At 39.3% G+C, this 17,444-nt stretch carries 17 protein-coding genes; 16 read left to right on the top strand and 1 reads right to left on the bottom strand.

Annotated elements, in window-relative coordinates; genetic code table 11:
- Positions 1 to 191 precede the first annotated feature (191 nt).
- From OWEHO_RS00910 to OWEHO_RS00885, 6 genes are all read left to right on the top strand, one after another.
- Complete coding sequence (locus OWEHO_RS00910) at positions 192 to 1,670, top strand: P-loop ATPase, Sll1717 family (protein WP_014200565.1); 1,479 nt, start codon at positions 192 to 194, stop codon at positions 1,668 to 1,670.
- 320 nt (positions 1,671 to 1,990) lie between these two features.
- Positions 1,991 to 2,245, top strand: a complete 255-nt coding sequence (locus tag OWEHO_RS00905) for a type II toxin-antitoxin system Phd/YefM family antitoxin (protein WP_014200564.1) — start codon at positions 1,991 to 1,993, stop codon at positions 2,243 to 2,245.
- A complete protein-coding gene (locus tag OWEHO_RS00900; protein WP_014200563.1) occupies positions 2,242 to 2,502 on the top strand; it encodes a Txe/YoeB family addiction module toxin in 261 nt (86 codons plus the stop codon). The genes OWEHO_RS00905 and OWEHO_RS00900 overlap by 4 nt, the downstream gene beginning before the upstream one ends.
- A 76-nt stretch (positions 2,503 to 2,578) precedes the next feature.
- A complete protein-coding gene (locus OWEHO_RS00895) occupies positions 2,579 to 3,157 on the top strand; it encodes a Maf family nucleotide pyrophosphatase (RefSeq protein WP_014200562.1) in 579 nt (192 codons plus the stop codon).
- Positions 3,158 to 3,228: 71 nt separating this feature from the next.
- Positions 3,229 to 4,692, top strand: a complete 1,464-nt coding sequence (gene nhaC, locus OWEHO_RS00890; RefSeq protein ID WP_014200561.1) for a Na+/H+ antiporter NhaC — start codon at positions 3,229 to 3,231, stop codon at positions 4,690 to 4,692.
- Between the two features lie 46 nt (positions 4,693 to 4,738).
- On the top strand, positions 4,739 to 5,458 hold the full coding sequence (locus tag OWEHO_RS00885; RefSeq protein WP_014200560.1) for a hypothetical protein: 720 nt from the start codon (positions 4,739 to 4,741) through the stop codon (positions 5,456 to 5,458).
- 13 nt (positions 5,459 to 5,471) lie between these two features.
- Here OWEHO_RS00885 and OWEHO_RS00880 read toward each other — a convergent pair whose 3' ends face one another.
- Entirely contained in the window at positions 5,472 to 5,876 is a 405-nt protein-coding gene (locus OWEHO_RS00880) for a DUF4293 domain-containing protein (RefSeq protein WP_014200559.1), read from the bottom strand.
- Positions 5,877 to 6,077: 201 nt separating this feature from the next.
- On the opposite strand from OWEHO_RS00880, the gene rho reads away from it, so the two are divergent.
- The 10 genes from rho to OWEHO_RS00830 all read left to right on the top strand — a co-directional run bounded on the left by rho (position 6,078) and on the right by OWEHO_RS00830 (position 17,417).
- The gene (gene rho / locus OWEHO_RS00875; RefSeq protein WP_014200558.1) at positions 6,078 to 7,763 is read left to right on the top strand and encodes a transcription termination factor Rho; all 1,686 of its coding nucleotides are present in this window, start codon (positions 6,078 to 6,080) and stop codon (positions 7,761 to 7,763) included.
- A gap of 126 nt (positions 7,764 to 7,889) precedes the next feature.
- On the top strand, positions 7,890 to 8,558 hold the full coding sequence (locus OWEHO_RS00870) for an MCP four helix bundle domain-containing protein (protein ID WP_014200557.1): 669 nt from the start codon (positions 7,890 to 7,892) through the stop codon (positions 8,556 to 8,558).
- A 35-nt stretch (positions 8,559 to 8,593) separates the two neighbouring features.
- Entirely contained in the window at positions 8,594 to 9,373 is a 780-nt protein-coding gene (locus OWEHO_RS00865) for a DUF5995 family protein (protein WP_143764435.1), read from the top strand.
- Between the two features lie 120 nt (positions 9,374 to 9,493).
- Positions 9,494 to 10,813: a T9SS type A sorting domain-containing protein gene (locus OWEHO_RS00860; protein WP_143764433.1), complete on the top strand. Its 1,320-nt coding sequence runs from the start codon at positions 9,494 to 9,496 to the stop codon at positions 10,811 to 10,813.
- 202 nt (positions 10,814 to 11,015) lie between these two features.
- Positions 11,016 to 12,338, top strand: a complete 1,323-nt coding sequence (locus OWEHO_RS00855) for a T9SS type A sorting domain-containing protein (RefSeq protein WP_014200554.1) — start codon at positions 11,016 to 11,018, stop codon at positions 12,336 to 12,338.
- A gap of 188 nt (positions 12,339 to 12,526) precedes the next feature.
- Positions 12,527 to 13,258: a lysophospholipid acyltransferase family protein gene (locus OWEHO_RS00850; protein ID WP_014200553.1), complete on the top strand. Its 732-nt coding sequence runs from the start codon at positions 12,527 to 12,529 to the stop codon at positions 13,256 to 13,258.
- A gap of 17 nt (positions 13,259 to 13,275) precedes the next feature.
- Positions 13,276 to 14,268 (top strand): acyl-ACP desaturase, encoded by a 993-nt coding sequence (locus OWEHO_RS00845; RefSeq protein ID WP_014200552.1) that lies wholly within the window; start codon positions 13,276 to 13,278, stop codon positions 14,266 to 14,268.
- 219 nt (positions 14,269 to 14,487) lie between these two features.
- Positions 14,488 to 15,102, top strand: coding sequence for a hypothetical protein (locus OWEHO_RS00840; protein WP_143764431.1), 615 nt, complete (start codon positions 14,488 to 14,490; stop codon positions 15,100 to 15,102).
- Positions 15,103 to 15,144: 42 nt separating this feature from the next.
- On the top strand, positions 15,145 to 16,407 hold the full coding sequence (locus OWEHO_RS00835) for a PKD domain-containing protein (protein WP_014200550.1): 1,263 nt from the start codon (positions 15,145 to 15,147) through the stop codon (positions 16,405 to 16,407).
- Complete coding sequence (locus tag OWEHO_RS00830) at positions 16,404 to 17,417, top strand: NADP-dependent oxidoreductase (protein ID WP_052301058.1); 1,014 nt, start codon at positions 16,404 to 16,406, stop codon at positions 17,415 to 17,417. Before OWEHO_RS00835 ends, OWEHO_RS00830 begins: the two co-directional genes overlap by 4 nt.
- The last annotated feature ends 27 nt before the right edge of the window (positions 17,418 to 17,444 follow it).

Raw genomic sequence — 17,444 nt, 5'->3', positions numbered from 1 at the left:
ATTATTGTGTAGCTTTAAAACTAACTGCCAACCATTGGTGTACTCTCCATTTCTGATTTTAACCCCAAATCGGAAATAACCCCACCCTAACCCTTGGTATCCCCAGTATTTATAAGGCTTAGAGAATAATTATGTAATTGGATATAAACTCATTAATGTTTAGCCCCAAGTTACTCACTGTAAAGTAAAATATGGATTTAAAAGAAATACAAAAGTTAATTCGATATATCGAGGAAAACACAAGGGCTGATAAAGTATCTGGAATCGAGTTTATTGACCCTAGAAATTTCAAATCAAAAATTCATGGTAAACAAAACTATGTTGTTTTTGGAAGAAGAGGTGCTGGTAAAAGTACCCTCTTAAAGACATTACAATCAGAGAATGACAATTTCACTATCTATGTTAATTTAGAGGACTATAAGGATATCACCTTCCCTAATATCATCATTAAAGTACTGATTAGATTTTTTGAAGGTACAATCAGTAAACTTGACAAAGACATTTCATTTTGGTCATTTGGACAATGGTTAAACAAAAGGAAGTTAAATAAAGACCTAAAAAATTTAATTACCGAGCTAAAAAAGAAAATTTCTAGTCCTGATTCTCTTGACGAACAACGGAAATATAAAGAAACCAAACAAGAAGGTGGATCCGCGGGAACTAAAGCAAAAGGCTTGGAAGCAAACCTAAATTATTCGGACACCTCAGAAAGTGAGATAGCGCATCAATGGAAAATTGATAAACTAAACGATTTAAAAACTTCCATAGATGATATAAAAGCTTTAATTGAGCGTGCTTCTGAATTAACTGATAAACAAATAATACTCGTTTTGGATGACTTTTATTTCATCCCAAAGTCAATTCAGCCTTACCTAATTGACTATTTCCACCGTCTATCTAAATCCAATAATTTTTATTTGAAAATTGGTACTGTTAAACATAGAACTAATCTATATGTACAAACAGATCAAAGCTTTATTGGAATGGAGTTAAATGCCGATGTCTATGATATTGACCTCGACTATACTTTAGACAAATGGAATGAGCTAAAAAGATTTAAGAAAGATTTACTTGATGCCGCAATTAACTCTTCAGGTGCAAATATTGATGTAAACGAGATATTTAATGACCAAGCTTTTGAACAATTATGCATTGCCTCAGGTGGTGTCCCTAGAGACTTTCTAGTTTTATTCATTAAGTGTTGCTCAACACTTAATGAAAATTCTAGTCGAATCAATGTTCCAAACGTACGTGAGGTAGCAATTGAAAACTACACAAACAAAAAGAATGCTTTGGAGAAAGACTCAATTGAGGAAAGTAATATTTTAGAAAATACCATGTCAAGTATTAGAGATAGAGTCTTTACTGATAAACGTACAAATGTGTTTCTAATCGAAAATGAAAGTCTTGATAAAGATGAAACGGTTAAAAGAATAATTAAAGAGTTAATTGACCTTCGTTTTATCCATATCATCGATAGCAATACAAGTGCGGCTCCATCTGATGGAAAAAGGCATTCTGCTTATTTACTGGATGTAAGTTTATACACCAATGGTAGACCTCGAAACTTCAAGGAAATTGAACCTGATATTAAGAAAAGAAGAGATGATATTAGGAGTGCTCCTAGAATTTCTGTGCTGAGTTTAAATGAAATAATAACAGGAGGGTAAAACCCCGCCAAAGCTCCGCTTAGACCCCCCGCTGCCGCACGAGTCCTCTCGTGTGGTTTTCCACTTATAACCAATACATCCCCGTTAGCGCGGATTTGCAATCCCTGCTCCACAAACTATTCTGTAAGAATATCCTTATTCCTAACTCTACTCTTATTTTTGCATTACATCTTTAAGAGTCCCTCGTTCCCGTGCGTTTCCAAACACGTGGTTTTTTAACCTTCACCCCTGATGCCTCAAGCATTTCCCAACTCCTCAATCTAAAGCCATGAAACATGTATCATATTTTGTACATATATTTGTACAAAATATGCAAAACCATGATTTCCACAAATATCTCAGACTTCAGGAAGGACATAAAAAGCTATCTAAATAAAGTCACTCAAAACTTTGAAACCTTAATAATCAACAGAGGTAAAGAATCTGGAGTGGTGGTAATCTCACTTGAAGAATACAATTCTCTACAAGCTACGCAACACGAGCTTTCTTCTGCCAAAAATGAACAACGCTTAGATTCGGCTATTGCTAAATTTAGAAATGGACAGTCATTTTCCAAGGAACTGACGGAGGAATGAAACTGTGTTTTGTTGACGAATCCTGGGAAGACTATCTATACTGGCAGAAAACCGATAAGAAAATGGTTTCCCGAATAAATAGGCTCATCAAGGAAATAGCGAGAACCCCGTATGAAGGAATCGGAAAACCCGAACCTCTAAAATTTAAATACCGTGGTTTTTGGTCAAGAAGAATTGATGATGAACACCGAATCATTTACAGAGTAACTGATGATAATGAAATTTGGATTGTTAAATGCAGGTTTCATTATGATTGATCAAATACGTCAGTAATCCCCGTTGCCGCGTTTCCAAACGCGTAGTTTTATAATCCATGCTAACTACTTTTACCCCATGCAATTTTTACCCCCCAACAAAAAACTAATCCTTGCCAGCAAATCGCCACGCAGGCAACAATTATTACGAGACCTTGGCTTCGACTTTGAAGTGCGCACCATGGAGGTAAATGAAGAACATGATGCTTCGCTCAATGGCGTGGAAATAGCAGAACATCTAGCCGAAAAGAAAGCTCTGGCTTTTAAAGACAATCTTTCGGAGGATGAAATTGTACTAACATCCGACACCGTAGTTTGGTGCAAAGGCGAATCATTAGCCAAAGCTGAAAATGAAGAACACGCCCGCGAAATGCTGCAAAAGCTTTCCGGCACCAGCCATGAAGTAATTACCGGAGTTTGTCTGCTTTCAAAAGAAAAGTCAATTGTGTTTAGCGATATCACTAAAGTGTATTTTCAAGAAATCACAATTGAAGAGATAGACTACTACATCAAACATTACCGCCCATTTGATAAAGCCGGAGCTTACGGCATTCAGGAGTGGATTGGTATGTGGGCCATCGAGAAAATTGAAGGATCCTACTTCACGGTAATGGGCTTACCCACTCATTTGATACAACCGAATTTGATGAAGTTTTAAACTCCTCGCTAGTCCTGCCTACTCTATGTTTGGGTAAATCTTTGTAAACTGCGAACATTTTCCAAACAATTATGAAAAAACGCCCCAGCCTATTTATAGCCCTCCTTCCTATCATGTTTCTCATACTCATGCTGAGCATCAATGTTATTGGGGTGTATGGCGATGATGCACTTTCAGGGTCTAATCAGTTTATACTCTTGCTTTCCGGAGCTTTCGCAGCGGTAGTTGGCGTTACTCAGGGCTTCTCTTTTAAGCAAATCCTTGAAGGAATTGAAAAATCGGTAAAGAGTACCACGGGCGCTATCCTTATACTTTTGCTTATCGGCTCCCTTTCGGGAACATGGATGATAAGCGGAGTAGTTCCGGCCATGATATATTATGGCTTGCAAATTTTAAGTCCTGAAATATTCTTACCCGCTGCTGCTATTATCTGTGCCTTGGTATCATTGGCAACCGGAAGCAGCTGGAGTACCACCGCAACCGTAGGAATTGCCCTCGTTGGAATTGGAAAAGCCATTGGCATGTCAGAAGCTATGGTGGCTGGTGCGGTAATTTCTGGAGCTTATTTTGGTGATAAAATCTCTCCACTTTCGGATACTACCAATCTTGCTCCTGCTATGGCTGGTACCGATTTGTTTACGCATATCCGATACATGCTTTATACTACAGTGCCATCATTTCTGGTGGCACTTATCGTTTTTATTATTCTGAGTCTAAACCTTGAGACAAGTGGAAATGTGAATAATATTCAACCTGTGCTCACCGAACTTGAAGGCATGTTTAACCTCACACCTTGGCTATTTTTAGTTCCACTGCTTGTGGTTGGTTTGATTGTTGCCAAAATTCCAGCACTGCCCGCCATCTTAGCCGGCACTTTAGCCGGAGCTCTGTTTGCCCCTATTTTTCAGCACGACCTGCTACTCTCTATTGCAAGCACCGACCAACTTAGCTGGTTACAGACGTACAAGATTATTATGGATTCATTAACCGTGAGCATGAGCTACCCTTCAAAAAACCCTGTGCTTAGTGACTTATTAAGTAGTGGCGGTATGTATGGAATGCTTAGCACCGTATGGTTGATTATTGCCGCTATGGTATTTGGCGGAGTAATGGAAGCTTGCGGATTTTTAGCAGTTATAAGCAGTGCCTTGCTAAAGTTGGCCAAGGGAACCGCTTCATTGATTGCCACCACAGCTGGTACTTGTGTATTTATCAATGTTACCGCCTCCGACCAATATTTGGCCATAGTTGTTCCCGGCCGCATGTATGCTGATGCTTATCGCAAACGTGGCTTGGCGCCCGAAAACCTGAGTCGTACTTTAGAAGATAGTGGCACTGTGACCTCCGTGCTCGTACCTTGGAATACTTGCGGTGCTTACCAAAGTGGAGTACTTGACGTAAGTACTTTTGCTTATTTACCATATGCAGTTTTCAATTATCTAAGTCCACTGATGACATTGGTTTTTGCGATTTTCGACATCAAAATAAGAAGGCTATTAAATAGACCTGAAGAAACTTCGAACACATTGGCCTAAAGCTTGTTATCTTTGCAGCAATTAGATTTATTCACTCTACTTTAAGATGTTCAAATATATTTTACTTACATGCGCGGCAATCTCTTTTGCCGGTGGTCCTACTCACGATCCTGAGGATATTGATTTCAGCAGAGTTAAAGGAAAAAAAGTGGTTAAGCTTCTTCATGGCTATGACTTGGAATCAGCAGCTGATATTGCTGCCTTAGCACCAAGTTGTTACGAAGATAATGACTCTTTAAGCTATCAGTCACACACCAAAGTGATGGAGGTAGATGCTGAAATTGATGAAGTTTGGAGCACTTATAAAAGCATTAGCCCCACCGAGGATAATCAAAACAAAGTGAGGTTTGGTTTACTTTTCTCTCCTGACCCTAATAAGCTTTCCTACTCTGCAGATTCCTATGATGGAATTAAAGAAGGTCAAATTGTATTTTGGAATTTGAAGTTCGTAATGGGTTTAGTAAAAATACCAGTTGGGCAAAAGATAATGGAGGTAAATGATGAAGAGAAGTTTATCAAAATTTGCTACCTAGCTCAAGGCAAATCACATGGTACACAATACATACAGCTTTACCCAGAAGAGGATGGCAAAACTAAAATTATACATTATACAAGATATAAGAGTGCCTCAAAATTTAGAGACAAAAGATTATATCCCATGTTTCACAACAAGGCCATTACTGAGTTTCATGAAGATGTAATTCACAAAGTGATGGAAAAAAATGAAAGTGAAGAAGAGGATAACGAAACCCTCTCTTCAAAATAGCTTTCGAGTTAAACTAGCGTAATCTATCTGCAGCTCTTACCAAAGTTTCATCCTTCATTATTCCACGATTGGCTAAGGTTACAAGAATCACTACCGCCAATGGAATAAATGCTCCAGTACCTATTGCTCCGCCATCTTTGGAGAATGTTTCATAAAACATATACATGAGCATTCCGAAGAAGACAAAGTTGAGAATGATATTGATACGCCCAGAAACCACCTGTTGCTGGCGGTTTTTATATCTAAAGATGCTGAAGATGCTGATAAGGGTAGAAAGCACCGTCATTCCAAAAAAGATAGGATCTTGCAAAATCATATAATTTCCAGCTTTGGATTGAAACAAAGGCAAGAAAAATATAATGATACCTGATGAAACGGCCGCTAAAAGCAGATAAACAGATTGAATACGCTGAATCATTGACTTATTAAATTTGCTGCCAAAGGTCATAATTTTGCTACAAATCAGTTGACATTATTGAAATATTTGTATTATTGCCTTGCATCTGAGGCACTCTAAGCACCAGATTTACAATTCCCCGAAAATCATACTGCACTATATAGGCTCATCCAAAAAGCTATTTGACAGTTTTTAAAATTTTATAACAATCTTTTTTTATCCATGTACGACATCAATGAGTTGAAGGGCAAAAAGCTACCTGAATTAAAGGAAATCGCTGAGGCTCTTACCGTACCAAAATTTAAATCGCTGAACAAACAAGATCTTGTTTACCGCATTTTAGATCACCAAGCTGTAAACCCTAGCCTGGCAAAAGCTCCTGCCGCTGAAAATACTAAGCCAGAATCTAAGCCCAAGCCTGCTCCAAAACCTCAACCAGAGAAAAAAGCAGAAGCTAGTAACGATAAGGCTCCGGATACGAAGCCAAAATCTGATGCGCCTCAAAAGCCAAAAAGAAAGCCGCTTCCTCCACGCCCTGAAAGTGCAAACAAGAATAATCCACTTCCTGACAATAAGGAAAGTAAGGATCGTCCAGACCGCTCGGAGCAAAATAAAGGCGGACAACCACGACACGACAATCGCCCAAAAGGTGATAACAACAATCCGCGTCAGCAACGTAACGATAACAGAAATGACAATCGTAACGACAACCGCAACCAAAATAAAAACGACAATCGCCAAAGTGGAAACGATCATGGAAACAATCGTAACCAAAGAGGCCGTGAATATGAATTTGATGGCATTATAGTAAGTGAAGGTGTGCTGGAAATGATGCCTGATGGCTATGGTTTCCTTCGTTCTTCAGATTATAATTACCTGAATTCTCCAGATGATATTTACCTATCACAATCTCAGGTAAAGTTATTTGGACTAAAAACCGGAGATACTGTACGTGGACAAATTCGCCCACCAAAAGAAGGTGAAAAGTATTTCCCACTTGTAAAAGTTGAAAAAATTAATGGCCGTGAGCCAGACTATGTAAGGGATAGAGTTTCGTTTGAACACCTTACCCCTCTTTTCCCTGAAGAAAAATTTGACCTTACCAGTAAAGGCGGAACGCTTAGCACACGTACTATCGACCTTTTCTCACCAATAGGTAAAGGACAACGTGGTCTTATTGTAGCGCAACCAAAAACGGGTAAAACCACTTTGCTAAAAGAAGTTGCCAATGGCATCGCTGCCAACCACCCTGAAGCTTACATGATCATCCTCTTGATTGACGAACGCCCGGAAGAGGTGACTGATATGGCACGTAGCGTAAATGCTGAAGTTGTTGCTTCTACTTTTGATGAGCCTGCTGAGCGCCACGTGCGCGTTGCCAATATTGTATTGGAAAAAGCAAAACGCATGGTAGAATGTGGCCATGATGTGGTTATCCTTTTGGATAGTATTACACGTCTTGCCCGTGCATACAACACCGTTTCCCCAGCTTCTGGAAAAGTACTTTCTGGTGGTGTGGATGCTAATGCCTTACACAAACCAAAACGTTTCTTTGGTGCTGCCCGTAAAATTGAAAATGGTGGTTCATTAACAATTTTGGCAACTGCACTTATCGATACCGGTTCTAAAATGGACGAAGTAATCTTTGAAGAATTTAAAGGAACTGGTAACATGGAGATGCAATTGGATAGAAAAATTGCCAACCGCAGAATCTGGCCAGCAATTGACCTTGTTTCTTCCGGTACTCGTAAAGAAGACCTTCTTCTTGACAAAGAAACCCTGCAACGCATGTGGATTCTTAGACGTCACCTTTCTGATATGAACGCTGTAGAAGCCATGGAGTTTTTACATGATAGAATGAGCCGAACCAAGGATAATACCGAGTTCCTCATTTCCATGAATGGTTAAAACCTGAGCAACATACTTATAATTCAAGACCCTCTTTGTAGGGTCTTTTTTTTGTGCCGATGTCAGATATATTTTCTGTTGGGTATTGGCATTTAAAAAGCTTAGATTTATCGTTTACCCTATTCTATGAAATCATTTTTTGCGGTTCAATCTAAGTTCAAAATTGCTTTTGTTCTTTTGGTAATGGTCACTATTATTTTAGGAGCGGCTCTGCTAGAGCGTAAATTTTTTACAGATGTGCATATTTCATCTGCTTCCATTTATAATGACAGACTGATTCCCGCCACAGCCCTGTTTCATATTGGTGATAATTGCTACCAAAAAAAGTTGATTATAGAAGATTTGTTTGATACATCTTCTTCCCTTTCCGATGATTCGAAAAAAGAAATTCAGCATTACTCTGATGCCAATGACTCAATTATATTGGCTTTTGAAAATACATACCTTACCGAAAAGGAAGACAAAACATTAAAACGTCTTAAAGCAAATATTATAGAGTATAATAGCCTTGAACAAAGTATTCTCAGCAGTTGGCCCATTCATCAATCTCAAAATTTATATAAGCTTGAAAATTCCTTTGAGAAGATCAGAGCTGAGCTCCGAAACCTTAGTATCATTCAAACACAAGTAGGAAGCAATTTACTTAAAGAGTCAAAAAACAAAGTAAATCGAGCCCATCTCATTACCAACTTTCAAATCGGGGCAGCTCTTTTCATTTGCATTATTTGCCAAATTTTAATTCTTACTTCAAAGTCTATACAGTCACCAATAAAGCAGCGCCATAATCTCAATTAGACCTTTGTCATTGTTTCAATTTTTATACTTTTCAGATGTCGAAATTTATAAAAATAAACATGACCTCTCCTTATTCTAGTATTGACGAAGTACTTGCCGAACTTGATAGTATTATAGATGATGCGCTTTCACAAAATAGCTACTTAGCACTTTTTGCCTATGTGTATAGAAGAACCACAGCGCAGATAAAAGCAGAAATTGAGGCTGGCAACTTTGAAGATCCAAAGAGGATGGAAACCTTCGACATCAACTTTGCTTCTCTCTACATAAATGCCTATCGTAACTACTTTTCCGAAACTCCAGTAACCAAATGCTGGCAGGTATCTTTTGATGCCAGAAATGACAAGATTACCATACTTCAGCATATTCTTTTGGGTATGAATGCGCATATCAATTTAGATTTGGCCATAGCCGCTAGCTCTGTAATGCGTGGACAGGATATTGCTCCTTTGGAAAGAGACTTTAATACAGTAAATGAAGTGCTTGGCAGCCTGGTGGATGAGCTTCAGGGCAAACTGGGAAAAGTATCCTTCCTCATGTTTTTGGTAGATTTTATAGGACGCGAGCATGACGAAAACATTATAAACTTTGGGATGCTACAAGCCCGTGGCCAATCTTGGAAAATAACTACTGAGTTTTGGGAGCTTGATGGTGATGACCTCAAAGCCAAACAAGATGAAGTGGATTATACGGTAAGTTGTATTGCTCAGCACATTCGTCAACCAAAAACTTACATCGCGCGTGGTATTTTTAAGCTTGTAAAAAGGTTTGAAGAAAAAGACCTTAGTAAAATAATAGAAGTGATGCGCAGCTAATATTCATATACCTTACTAGCTTACAGAGCCCTACTACAAATTTCTTCTTTTCTAATCCAAATTGGTTTTTTACATTTAGTGCAATCTTAGGATTTTGCTACAACTAACTAATTCATAATTATGAAAACAAGATTACTATTATGTATGTCGATGCTGGCTTTTTATGGCTATGCACAAAATGTAGCTCCTGAACAGCAGGAAGCGTACGAAAAGCTAAGCCCAGCTGAATTTGAGCAAATCAAAAAAGTGTGGGAAACAAAAAAGGAAAAAGCTGCTCTCAGCAAAAAGGCAGGAGGCCCTGTAAGCCAAAGAATGAGCCATGCAGATGTGGCTTATACACTTTTTCAAGGTGTAATTAATGCAGTTTTCTCTCCCTTTGCACCGGATAGTACTTATCTTCAAGATTTTGGATCCCCAAGCGCTATTGCCGCCCATGGCTATGGTCAAACTTTTGACCCTGCATCGGTTGGATTTGGTGTAATGGGACAAGATTACTTCACTCAAAATAATCCGTATACCATTGATACGATATATGTAGGTGCCAGATATAGAACTTCATCTTCGGTTTCGGGGCTTACAGGAGATACTTTGCAAGTGGCTCTTGTGATGGGTGACACTCTAGACAATAATGTATGGCGCGTAGGTATTGGCTACAATGCAGGTACTTATCCTGGGCAAAACAGACGTATCAATGTGCTTCCGCCTAGATACACGGGGAATTCTGCAGTGGGTACTCCTGGGTCTCTGGATGCTCCAAACCTCATGATTATCAAATACGCGCTTAAGGCAACCGATACTGCCGTTAACTATATTAAGGTAGTTCCGCCTGCACCGATTCAAGTTGCTGGTGGTGATAAAATTGGAATTCTAAATACTTTTATCCCAGGGCAATCATACGATCCCAATACCCAGAAATACTATGTTTCTGGAGGAAGAGGTGATGTAAACAATATCTCTTATTTGAGATATCAGAATACTAGTACGAGTGATAATAACTCCTACTTTCTTGAACCCCTTACACTTGGATCTCCAAGTGCGGGAATTAGTTTTACACTTTTCTCTAACACTCGATATAGTGCCTGGACAGGAAATGATGCTTTCAGAAATGAATACGTTTCCCCAAGTGCTACCCGTGCTTATCTGATTGACTTTTGGGTTACTGGAACTTCTACAGTGGGACTTGATGAAAACGATAAATTTGAGCCATTGAGCATTTATCCCAACCCAAGTACTGGTAAGGTTTCTTTGAAAGTTAGTACAGGCGGAGATTATAACCTACAGCTGATGGATCTTACTGGAAAGTTAGTTCACACAGAAGCGCTTGCAGTAAACTCTTCAGAGGAGTTTATTCGTGACTTTTCGTATCTACCAAAAGGAATTTACCTTGTTACAATTGAATCGGGATCTAGCAAACAAACCTTAAAATTGAGCTTACACTAATATCAAGTACAATATCTAGTTATTATACATAAGCCTTCCTTCATCATTTGAGGGAAGGCTTTTTAATGTTTATCCCTTGTTCCCAAAATCATAAAGAAATCATAAAACTCACCAAATGAAGGGTTAGAACTTCAAAAAGTCGAAATGGTTTTTTAATTTTAAGCATCCTTGAAATTTTGCTGCGTAAACTAAATCTATAAAAATGAAAACTAGTTTATTCGCAGGTATTGTGCTAATGGCCCTTAGCGCAAGTGCACAAAATCTTCCCCAACATCCCCGTATTGATTTCGATAGTTTTACTCCCAAAGAGCAAACTGAATTTGATAAAGAGATTAGCTCAAAACAGAGGCAAAACTTAAATCACAAATCTATCGCAGGTGCTGTCATAAGTCAACGGATGAGTCATTCAGATATAGCCTACTACCTCTTTGGTAGCAGCCTCAGACTTGTTTATTCGCCTTTCGCTCCGGACAGTTCCTACACGCAAGTATTCACCACTCCTAGCAAAATGCAAACTCACGGGTTTGGTCAAGTATTTGATCCCACCTCATCAGGTTTTCCTACCACTGGGCAAGAGTACCTTTCACCTCATGACCCCTATCAAGTTGACACCATTTATGTGGGTGTGCGATACCGCACCTCATCGTCAATATCTGGTTATACGGGCGATACATTGAAACTTGCAGTATTTACTGGCGACACCAGTGATAATGCTACCTGGCGTTTAGGAATTGGATATGGTCCAGGTACATATTATGGACTGGGTAAAAGAGTAGAAGTACTTCCTCCACGCTATACAGGCAGCACGGTGCCAGGTAATCAAGGCTCGATTGATGCACCAAATAAAATGATCATTAAATATGCCCTGACAGCCTCAGATACAAATGCCAATTATATAAAAATTGTACCGCCATCCCCTATTCAAGTTGCAGCTGGGCATAAGATGGGTGTCCATTGCTCTTTTCTTCCTGGACAAACATTTGACCCTAACACGCAAGTATATTATCGCTCAGGTGGACGTGGTGATGTAAATAACATGTCCTGGCTTTACCTTACCTCCCGAACTTCGGCTGATAATATTCCATACTTTTTAGAATCGCATAATTTGACAAACAATAGTACCGCGATAAGTACCGTACTTTATTCCGGTACACGATACCATTCGTGGACAGGTACAAGCGCATTTAGAAACGAGTATGTTTCTCCGACAGCCACCAACGGCAATTTGATAGATTTTTGGGTAACAGGTACTTCCTCCGTTGGCCTGAATGAAGCTTCCAAACCGAGAGATATTTCTCTTTACCCAAATCCCAGCAATGGTATGATAAGCTTTGATTTAGACCTTAGTGGCGATTATACAATTCGTGTAAGTAATGCTGTGGGTGCGACTGTACATCAAGAAGCACTCCATCTGGACACGCCTGCCTCCATTCAGCGTGACTTTAGTAAATTAGCAGCAGGAATTTATACTATTTGGATTCAGCATGCTGATGAAATGTACAATGGCAAATGGAGCAAGCAATGAAACTCTTGAAGCAATAAACATCCATTGCGTAAAATCCCCACCTATGAGTGGGGATTTTTTATATGCATGCATTCCATTCTTTAAAATCCAACTGACATTAATCATTGTTAAAATAAAATTAAGCCTGACCTTTGCAACCTTGAACTATTGGTGCGGTTGTGTGATATAATCGCTTGCTTTGATAAAGGATGAAGAAGATTTTACTTTACCCGCTGTCGGTTATATTTTATGCCTGCTTTATCGGTATTATGTTTTTATTCCACCCACTACAGTGGCTTTGCCTCAAAGTTGGTGGATACAAGGCGCATAAGATTTCGGTGGATTTATTGAACCTTTCTCTTATGTCTTGCTTGTATGTAATAGGGAACAGATGCAGCTATCACAACACGCAAGATTTACCAAATGATAAACCGCTGATAATAGTGTCTAATCATCAAAGTATGTTTGACATTATCGCAATCAGCTGGTTTATGCGAAAGTATCACCCCAAATTTATCTCAAAAGTAGAATTGGGAAAAGGATGGCCAAGTGTATCCTTCAATTTAAGAAATGGAGGATCAGTGCTTATTGACAGACAAAACCCAAGGCAGTCAATACCCGCTCTTACCGAGTTCTCAAAGTACATTGCTAAGCACAAGCGTTCCGCTGTTATTTTTCCGGAAGGAACACGAAGTAAAACCGGTGATTTAAAGCCCTTTAGTACAACAGGACTAAAAATATTATTTAAAAATATTCCTGAAGCGTGGGTAGTACCAGTTACTATCAATAACTCGTGGAAGTTGCTTAAATACGGTTCATTTCCTGTAAATGCAGGAATAAACTTAAGTTTGACGGTTCAAGAGCCCATTGAATTAGGCACCATACCCGAAGATGAACTGCTTGTAGAAATTGAGCAGAGGATAAATAAAGACATTATTTAATACGAAAAATAGAATTTATGGCACTACATAATGTAAGACTGGAAGTAATGCAGTTGCTGGAAAAAAAGATTGACATGTTTGTTGATCGCTTTCTGGTGCCTGTAGAAAAAACCTGGCAGCCAACGGATCTTTTACCTAATTCACAGGACGAAAACTTCTTTGAAGAAGTAAAGGAACTTCGTGAATTGGCTAAGGAACTTCCTTATGATTTTTGGGTAGTACTGGTAGGTGACACCATTACCGAAGAAGCCCTTCCTACATATGAATCATGGTTGATGGAGGTAGATGGAATAAGCCAGCACGAAGGAAATGGCTGGAGCAAATGGATTCGTCACTGGACGGGTGAAGAAAACCGCCATGGTGATACTTTGAGCAAATACCTCTATCTATCTGGCCGTGTAGATATGAAAGAAGTGGAGCGCACCACGCAGCACTTACTTAATGACGGTATCGACATTGGTACGCAGCAAGATCCTTATAAAAACTTTGTGTACACCAGTTTCCAGGAATTGGCTACCAACATTTCGCACAACCGTGTTTCTATTTTGGCAAAAGATTATTCTAATAAAGGATTGGCCAAAATGTGTAAAATGATTGCCGGTGATGAGATGCGCCACTTTACCGCTTATAGCGAATTTGTAAAGGAGATTTTTGTACTCGACCCTAGCGAAATGATGATTGCTTTTAGAGATATGATGAAGCACAAGATTTTGATGCCAGCACACTACTTGCGTGAATCAGGTAACAAAATTGGAACTGCCTTTGAAGAATTTTCAAATACCGCTCAGCGCTTGGGAGTATACACAGCACAGGATTATGTAGATATTCTTCAACGTCTATTAAAGCGTTGGGATATTCCAAATGTAAGTGGACTGAATGATGATGGTGAGCGTGCCCGCGACTTTGTGATGAACCTCCCAGCAAGGCTTGAAAGAATTGGAAAGCGAATGGTTTTACCAGAAGAGTCTTATAAGTTTAAGTGGGTAAATCCTGCTTTGGTAAAGGGATAGAAACCTTTTTTATATAAAATATTGAGGCACTTTAAAAAGCCTCAACTGCCCGTACTTCTCGACTCCGCTCGAAGTGACAAACTGGATATGGTTAGTCACATTGAGCGGAGTCGAAATGTTTTAAAGCATACTACTCTTGTCTGGAGTAGCTTAAACTAAATGCTAAAAGATGTTACAAATTAGAGGGTTATATTTACATTAAAATAAACTTTATTCTTGGTGATAAGAGCTCTAACATTCATACTTACCTACTTTATCATAAGCTCCTGTTTTAACCAATCTGAGGATAAACATGAAATAGAACGGAAAGAAATCACCCCTGATTCTATCATTTCTGAAACAATCCAAACTAAGTTGAGGTCCCAAATTTCAGAACCATTTAAAGTCTCTAATATTGATCGTTTAAATTTCACATCAGGAGGTGGCCACTATGGAAAGCAAAATGAACTTTGCGACAGTTTAGAAAATGACCTCTTTGGTATATACTACCTAATTGATGAGAATTCTTCTTATAACTCAGGTAGCCCTGTTGGAGGGACCATTACAGTTCATATAAATGGCAAAATGACAAGTTGGAGATCAGATGACACAACCCAAACCATTTGGAAAATACACTTAATATCTGATGTCATTTCAGTATGGGATTCCCTTAAAGTTGGATTAACAAAAAATAAGATCGTAAAATTTGGACAAGTAAATAACGGCCTGTGCATTGAGAAGGAAGGTTTTGATTACTTATGTGACTTTGGAAACTTTTCTGCCATCTACAAATTTGAGAATGACACATTAACCGAATTGACTGTAACTAGGAATTGTAAAAATCAGCAAGAATAAAATATTACTGTATTTAATCTCATTAACTAATCTCATAACCCTATGACTCTCAAGCCCACGCTACTCCTACTTACCTTCTTCTTTTCCCTTGCCCTTCAAGCACAAACTAAGTCTGTGCTATTTATTGGCAACAGCTACACCGGTGTAAATAACTTACCGCAGCTAACCAAAGATGTGGCGCTTTCTGTGGGCGATACGCTTTTGTTTGATTCGCATACTCCTGGTGGTGCACAGATGCAGCAACATGCTACTAACGCCACTGCTATTCAAAAGATATTTTCACAACCTTGGGATCATGTGGTGTTGCAAGCGCAAAGTCAGGAGCCATCTTTTGGGCAAGCTCAAGTGCAGCAATCCGTTTATCCTTATGCTGAAATTCTTTGTGATACTATGCGAGCAAACAATAGCTGCACCCGACCAATATTTTACAGAACCTGGGGACGCAAAAATGGTGATGCTGGAAACTGCGCTGTTGCGCCATGGCTTTGTACTTACGAAGGAATGGACAGTGCTTTGGCTTTTAGCTACCGGAAAATGGCAAATGACAATGATGCCTTCCTTTCCCCTGTAGGTGATGTGTGGAAATACATTAGAGCCAACTACCCAAGTATCAATTTGTACGCTCCGGATGAGTCCCATCCCTCATTAGCTGGTTCGTATGCTGCGGCATGTACTTTTTACGCTATTATCTTTCAAAAAGACCCAAGCCTTATCACGCATGATGCAACTTTAAATGCTACTGTAGCCCAAAACATCAGAGCTGCTGCCAAGCTCATTGTTTATGACAGTTTGCTCAATTGGAATGTTGGAAAGTTTAAGCCTGTGGCTTGTTTTACTTATTTTATACAAGGATGCACAGTCAGTTTTGATCCTACATGTAGTCTTAATGACAGTTCTTACTCATGGGATACTGGTGATGGCGTTACTACTAATGGTATGAATATCGTACATACTTATTCTGCTGGTGGAGCTTATGATGTAACTCTATTAGTTAGTCAATGTGGTCAAACTCATGATACAACCATAACTATTTTTCCCTGCACAATTGGCTTAAATGAACTTTCTGCCCAAAAACCAAACTTGATTTATCCCAACCCTGCTCATGATATGCTCAATCTTGAGAATCTTGACAAATGGGATATTACACAGATAAAGGTGGTAGATATTCAAGGCAAAACGATATTGACCTATATAGATGACATACCCAATTCCATTGACATTTCTTCTTTGCCGAAAGGCACTTATTCCGTACAGTTTATCACAAAATATGGAGATTTGTATTCACAAACTTTTGTAAAAGAATGAGCAAAATGAAAGCGTGGAAACTCATCAAGTACGGCAAAGATTTTAAGGCCGGCATGGAAATATTGGAGGTGGACAAGCCCACTCCTGCCGATGATGAAGTGTTGATAGAATGCCATGCCGCAGCGCTCAATCCTGTGGATTACAAAATTGCGGAAGGGCAGCTCAAATTATTTTACAAACAGAAAATGCCTGCCGGATTGGCCTTTGACTGTAGTGGTGTGGTTGCAGAAGTTGGCAAAAACGTGAAGCACCTAAAAGTGGGTGATGAAGTTTTTTGCACCACTCCTACCGATAGTCCCGGGGTGTTGGCTGAGTTTGTTACCGTAAAGGCAGACGTGGTAACGCAAAAACCTAAAAACTTAAGTTATGCAGAAGCTGCTGGTTTTGCGATGGTAGGCCTCACCACCATAAGTTGCATGGAAGTGGTGAACTTAAAAGCGGGAGAAAAAATATTGATACACGCAGGTTCGGGCGGAATTGGGAGTTTTGCCATACAGTATGCCCGGCAGCTTGGCGCAGAAGTATTCACCACCACGAGCACTAGCAATGTGGATTGGGTAGAGGAGCTTGGCGCAAAAGTAATCGACTACAAAAAAGAGGACTATCGCAAAGAAGTACCTCAGCTGGATGTGGTGTATGATACCCTTGGCGGGGATTTTACCACCGATGCTTTTCCACTTTTGAGCCCTGGAGGGCGCGTGGTGAGTATTGCCGGACGAAGGCTAGATGAAGAAACAGCCGAGCAATATGGACTCAACTGGCTTTTTAAATGGTTTATGAAACTACAATTGCGCCCCATCAAAAAGCTTTGTAAAAAGTATGATGCCAGCTACAAGTTTATACTAAATGAGCCCAATATGGAAAGGCTTACCAAGCTCAAAAAAGCATTGGAAACAGGCTATATAAAAACTGTCATCAATCACACCTACTCTTTTGACCAAGTTGTTGAAGCTTTTGAAATGCAACAAAGCGGCCGAAGCAAAGGCAAAAATGTGATTCTTATAAAATAGCATCCCTCGTATTTAAAGCTTTGTATA

This window comes from Owenweeksia hongkongensis DSM 17368 (genome assembly GCF_000236705.1).
GTDB classification, from domain to species: Bacteria; Bacteroidota; Bacteroidia; order Flavobacteriales; family Schleiferiaceae; genus Owenweeksia; species Owenweeksia hongkongensis.
The sequence above is the reverse complement of the archived record's forward strand: the minus strand, read 5'-3'. Positions and strand labels throughout refer to the sequence as shown.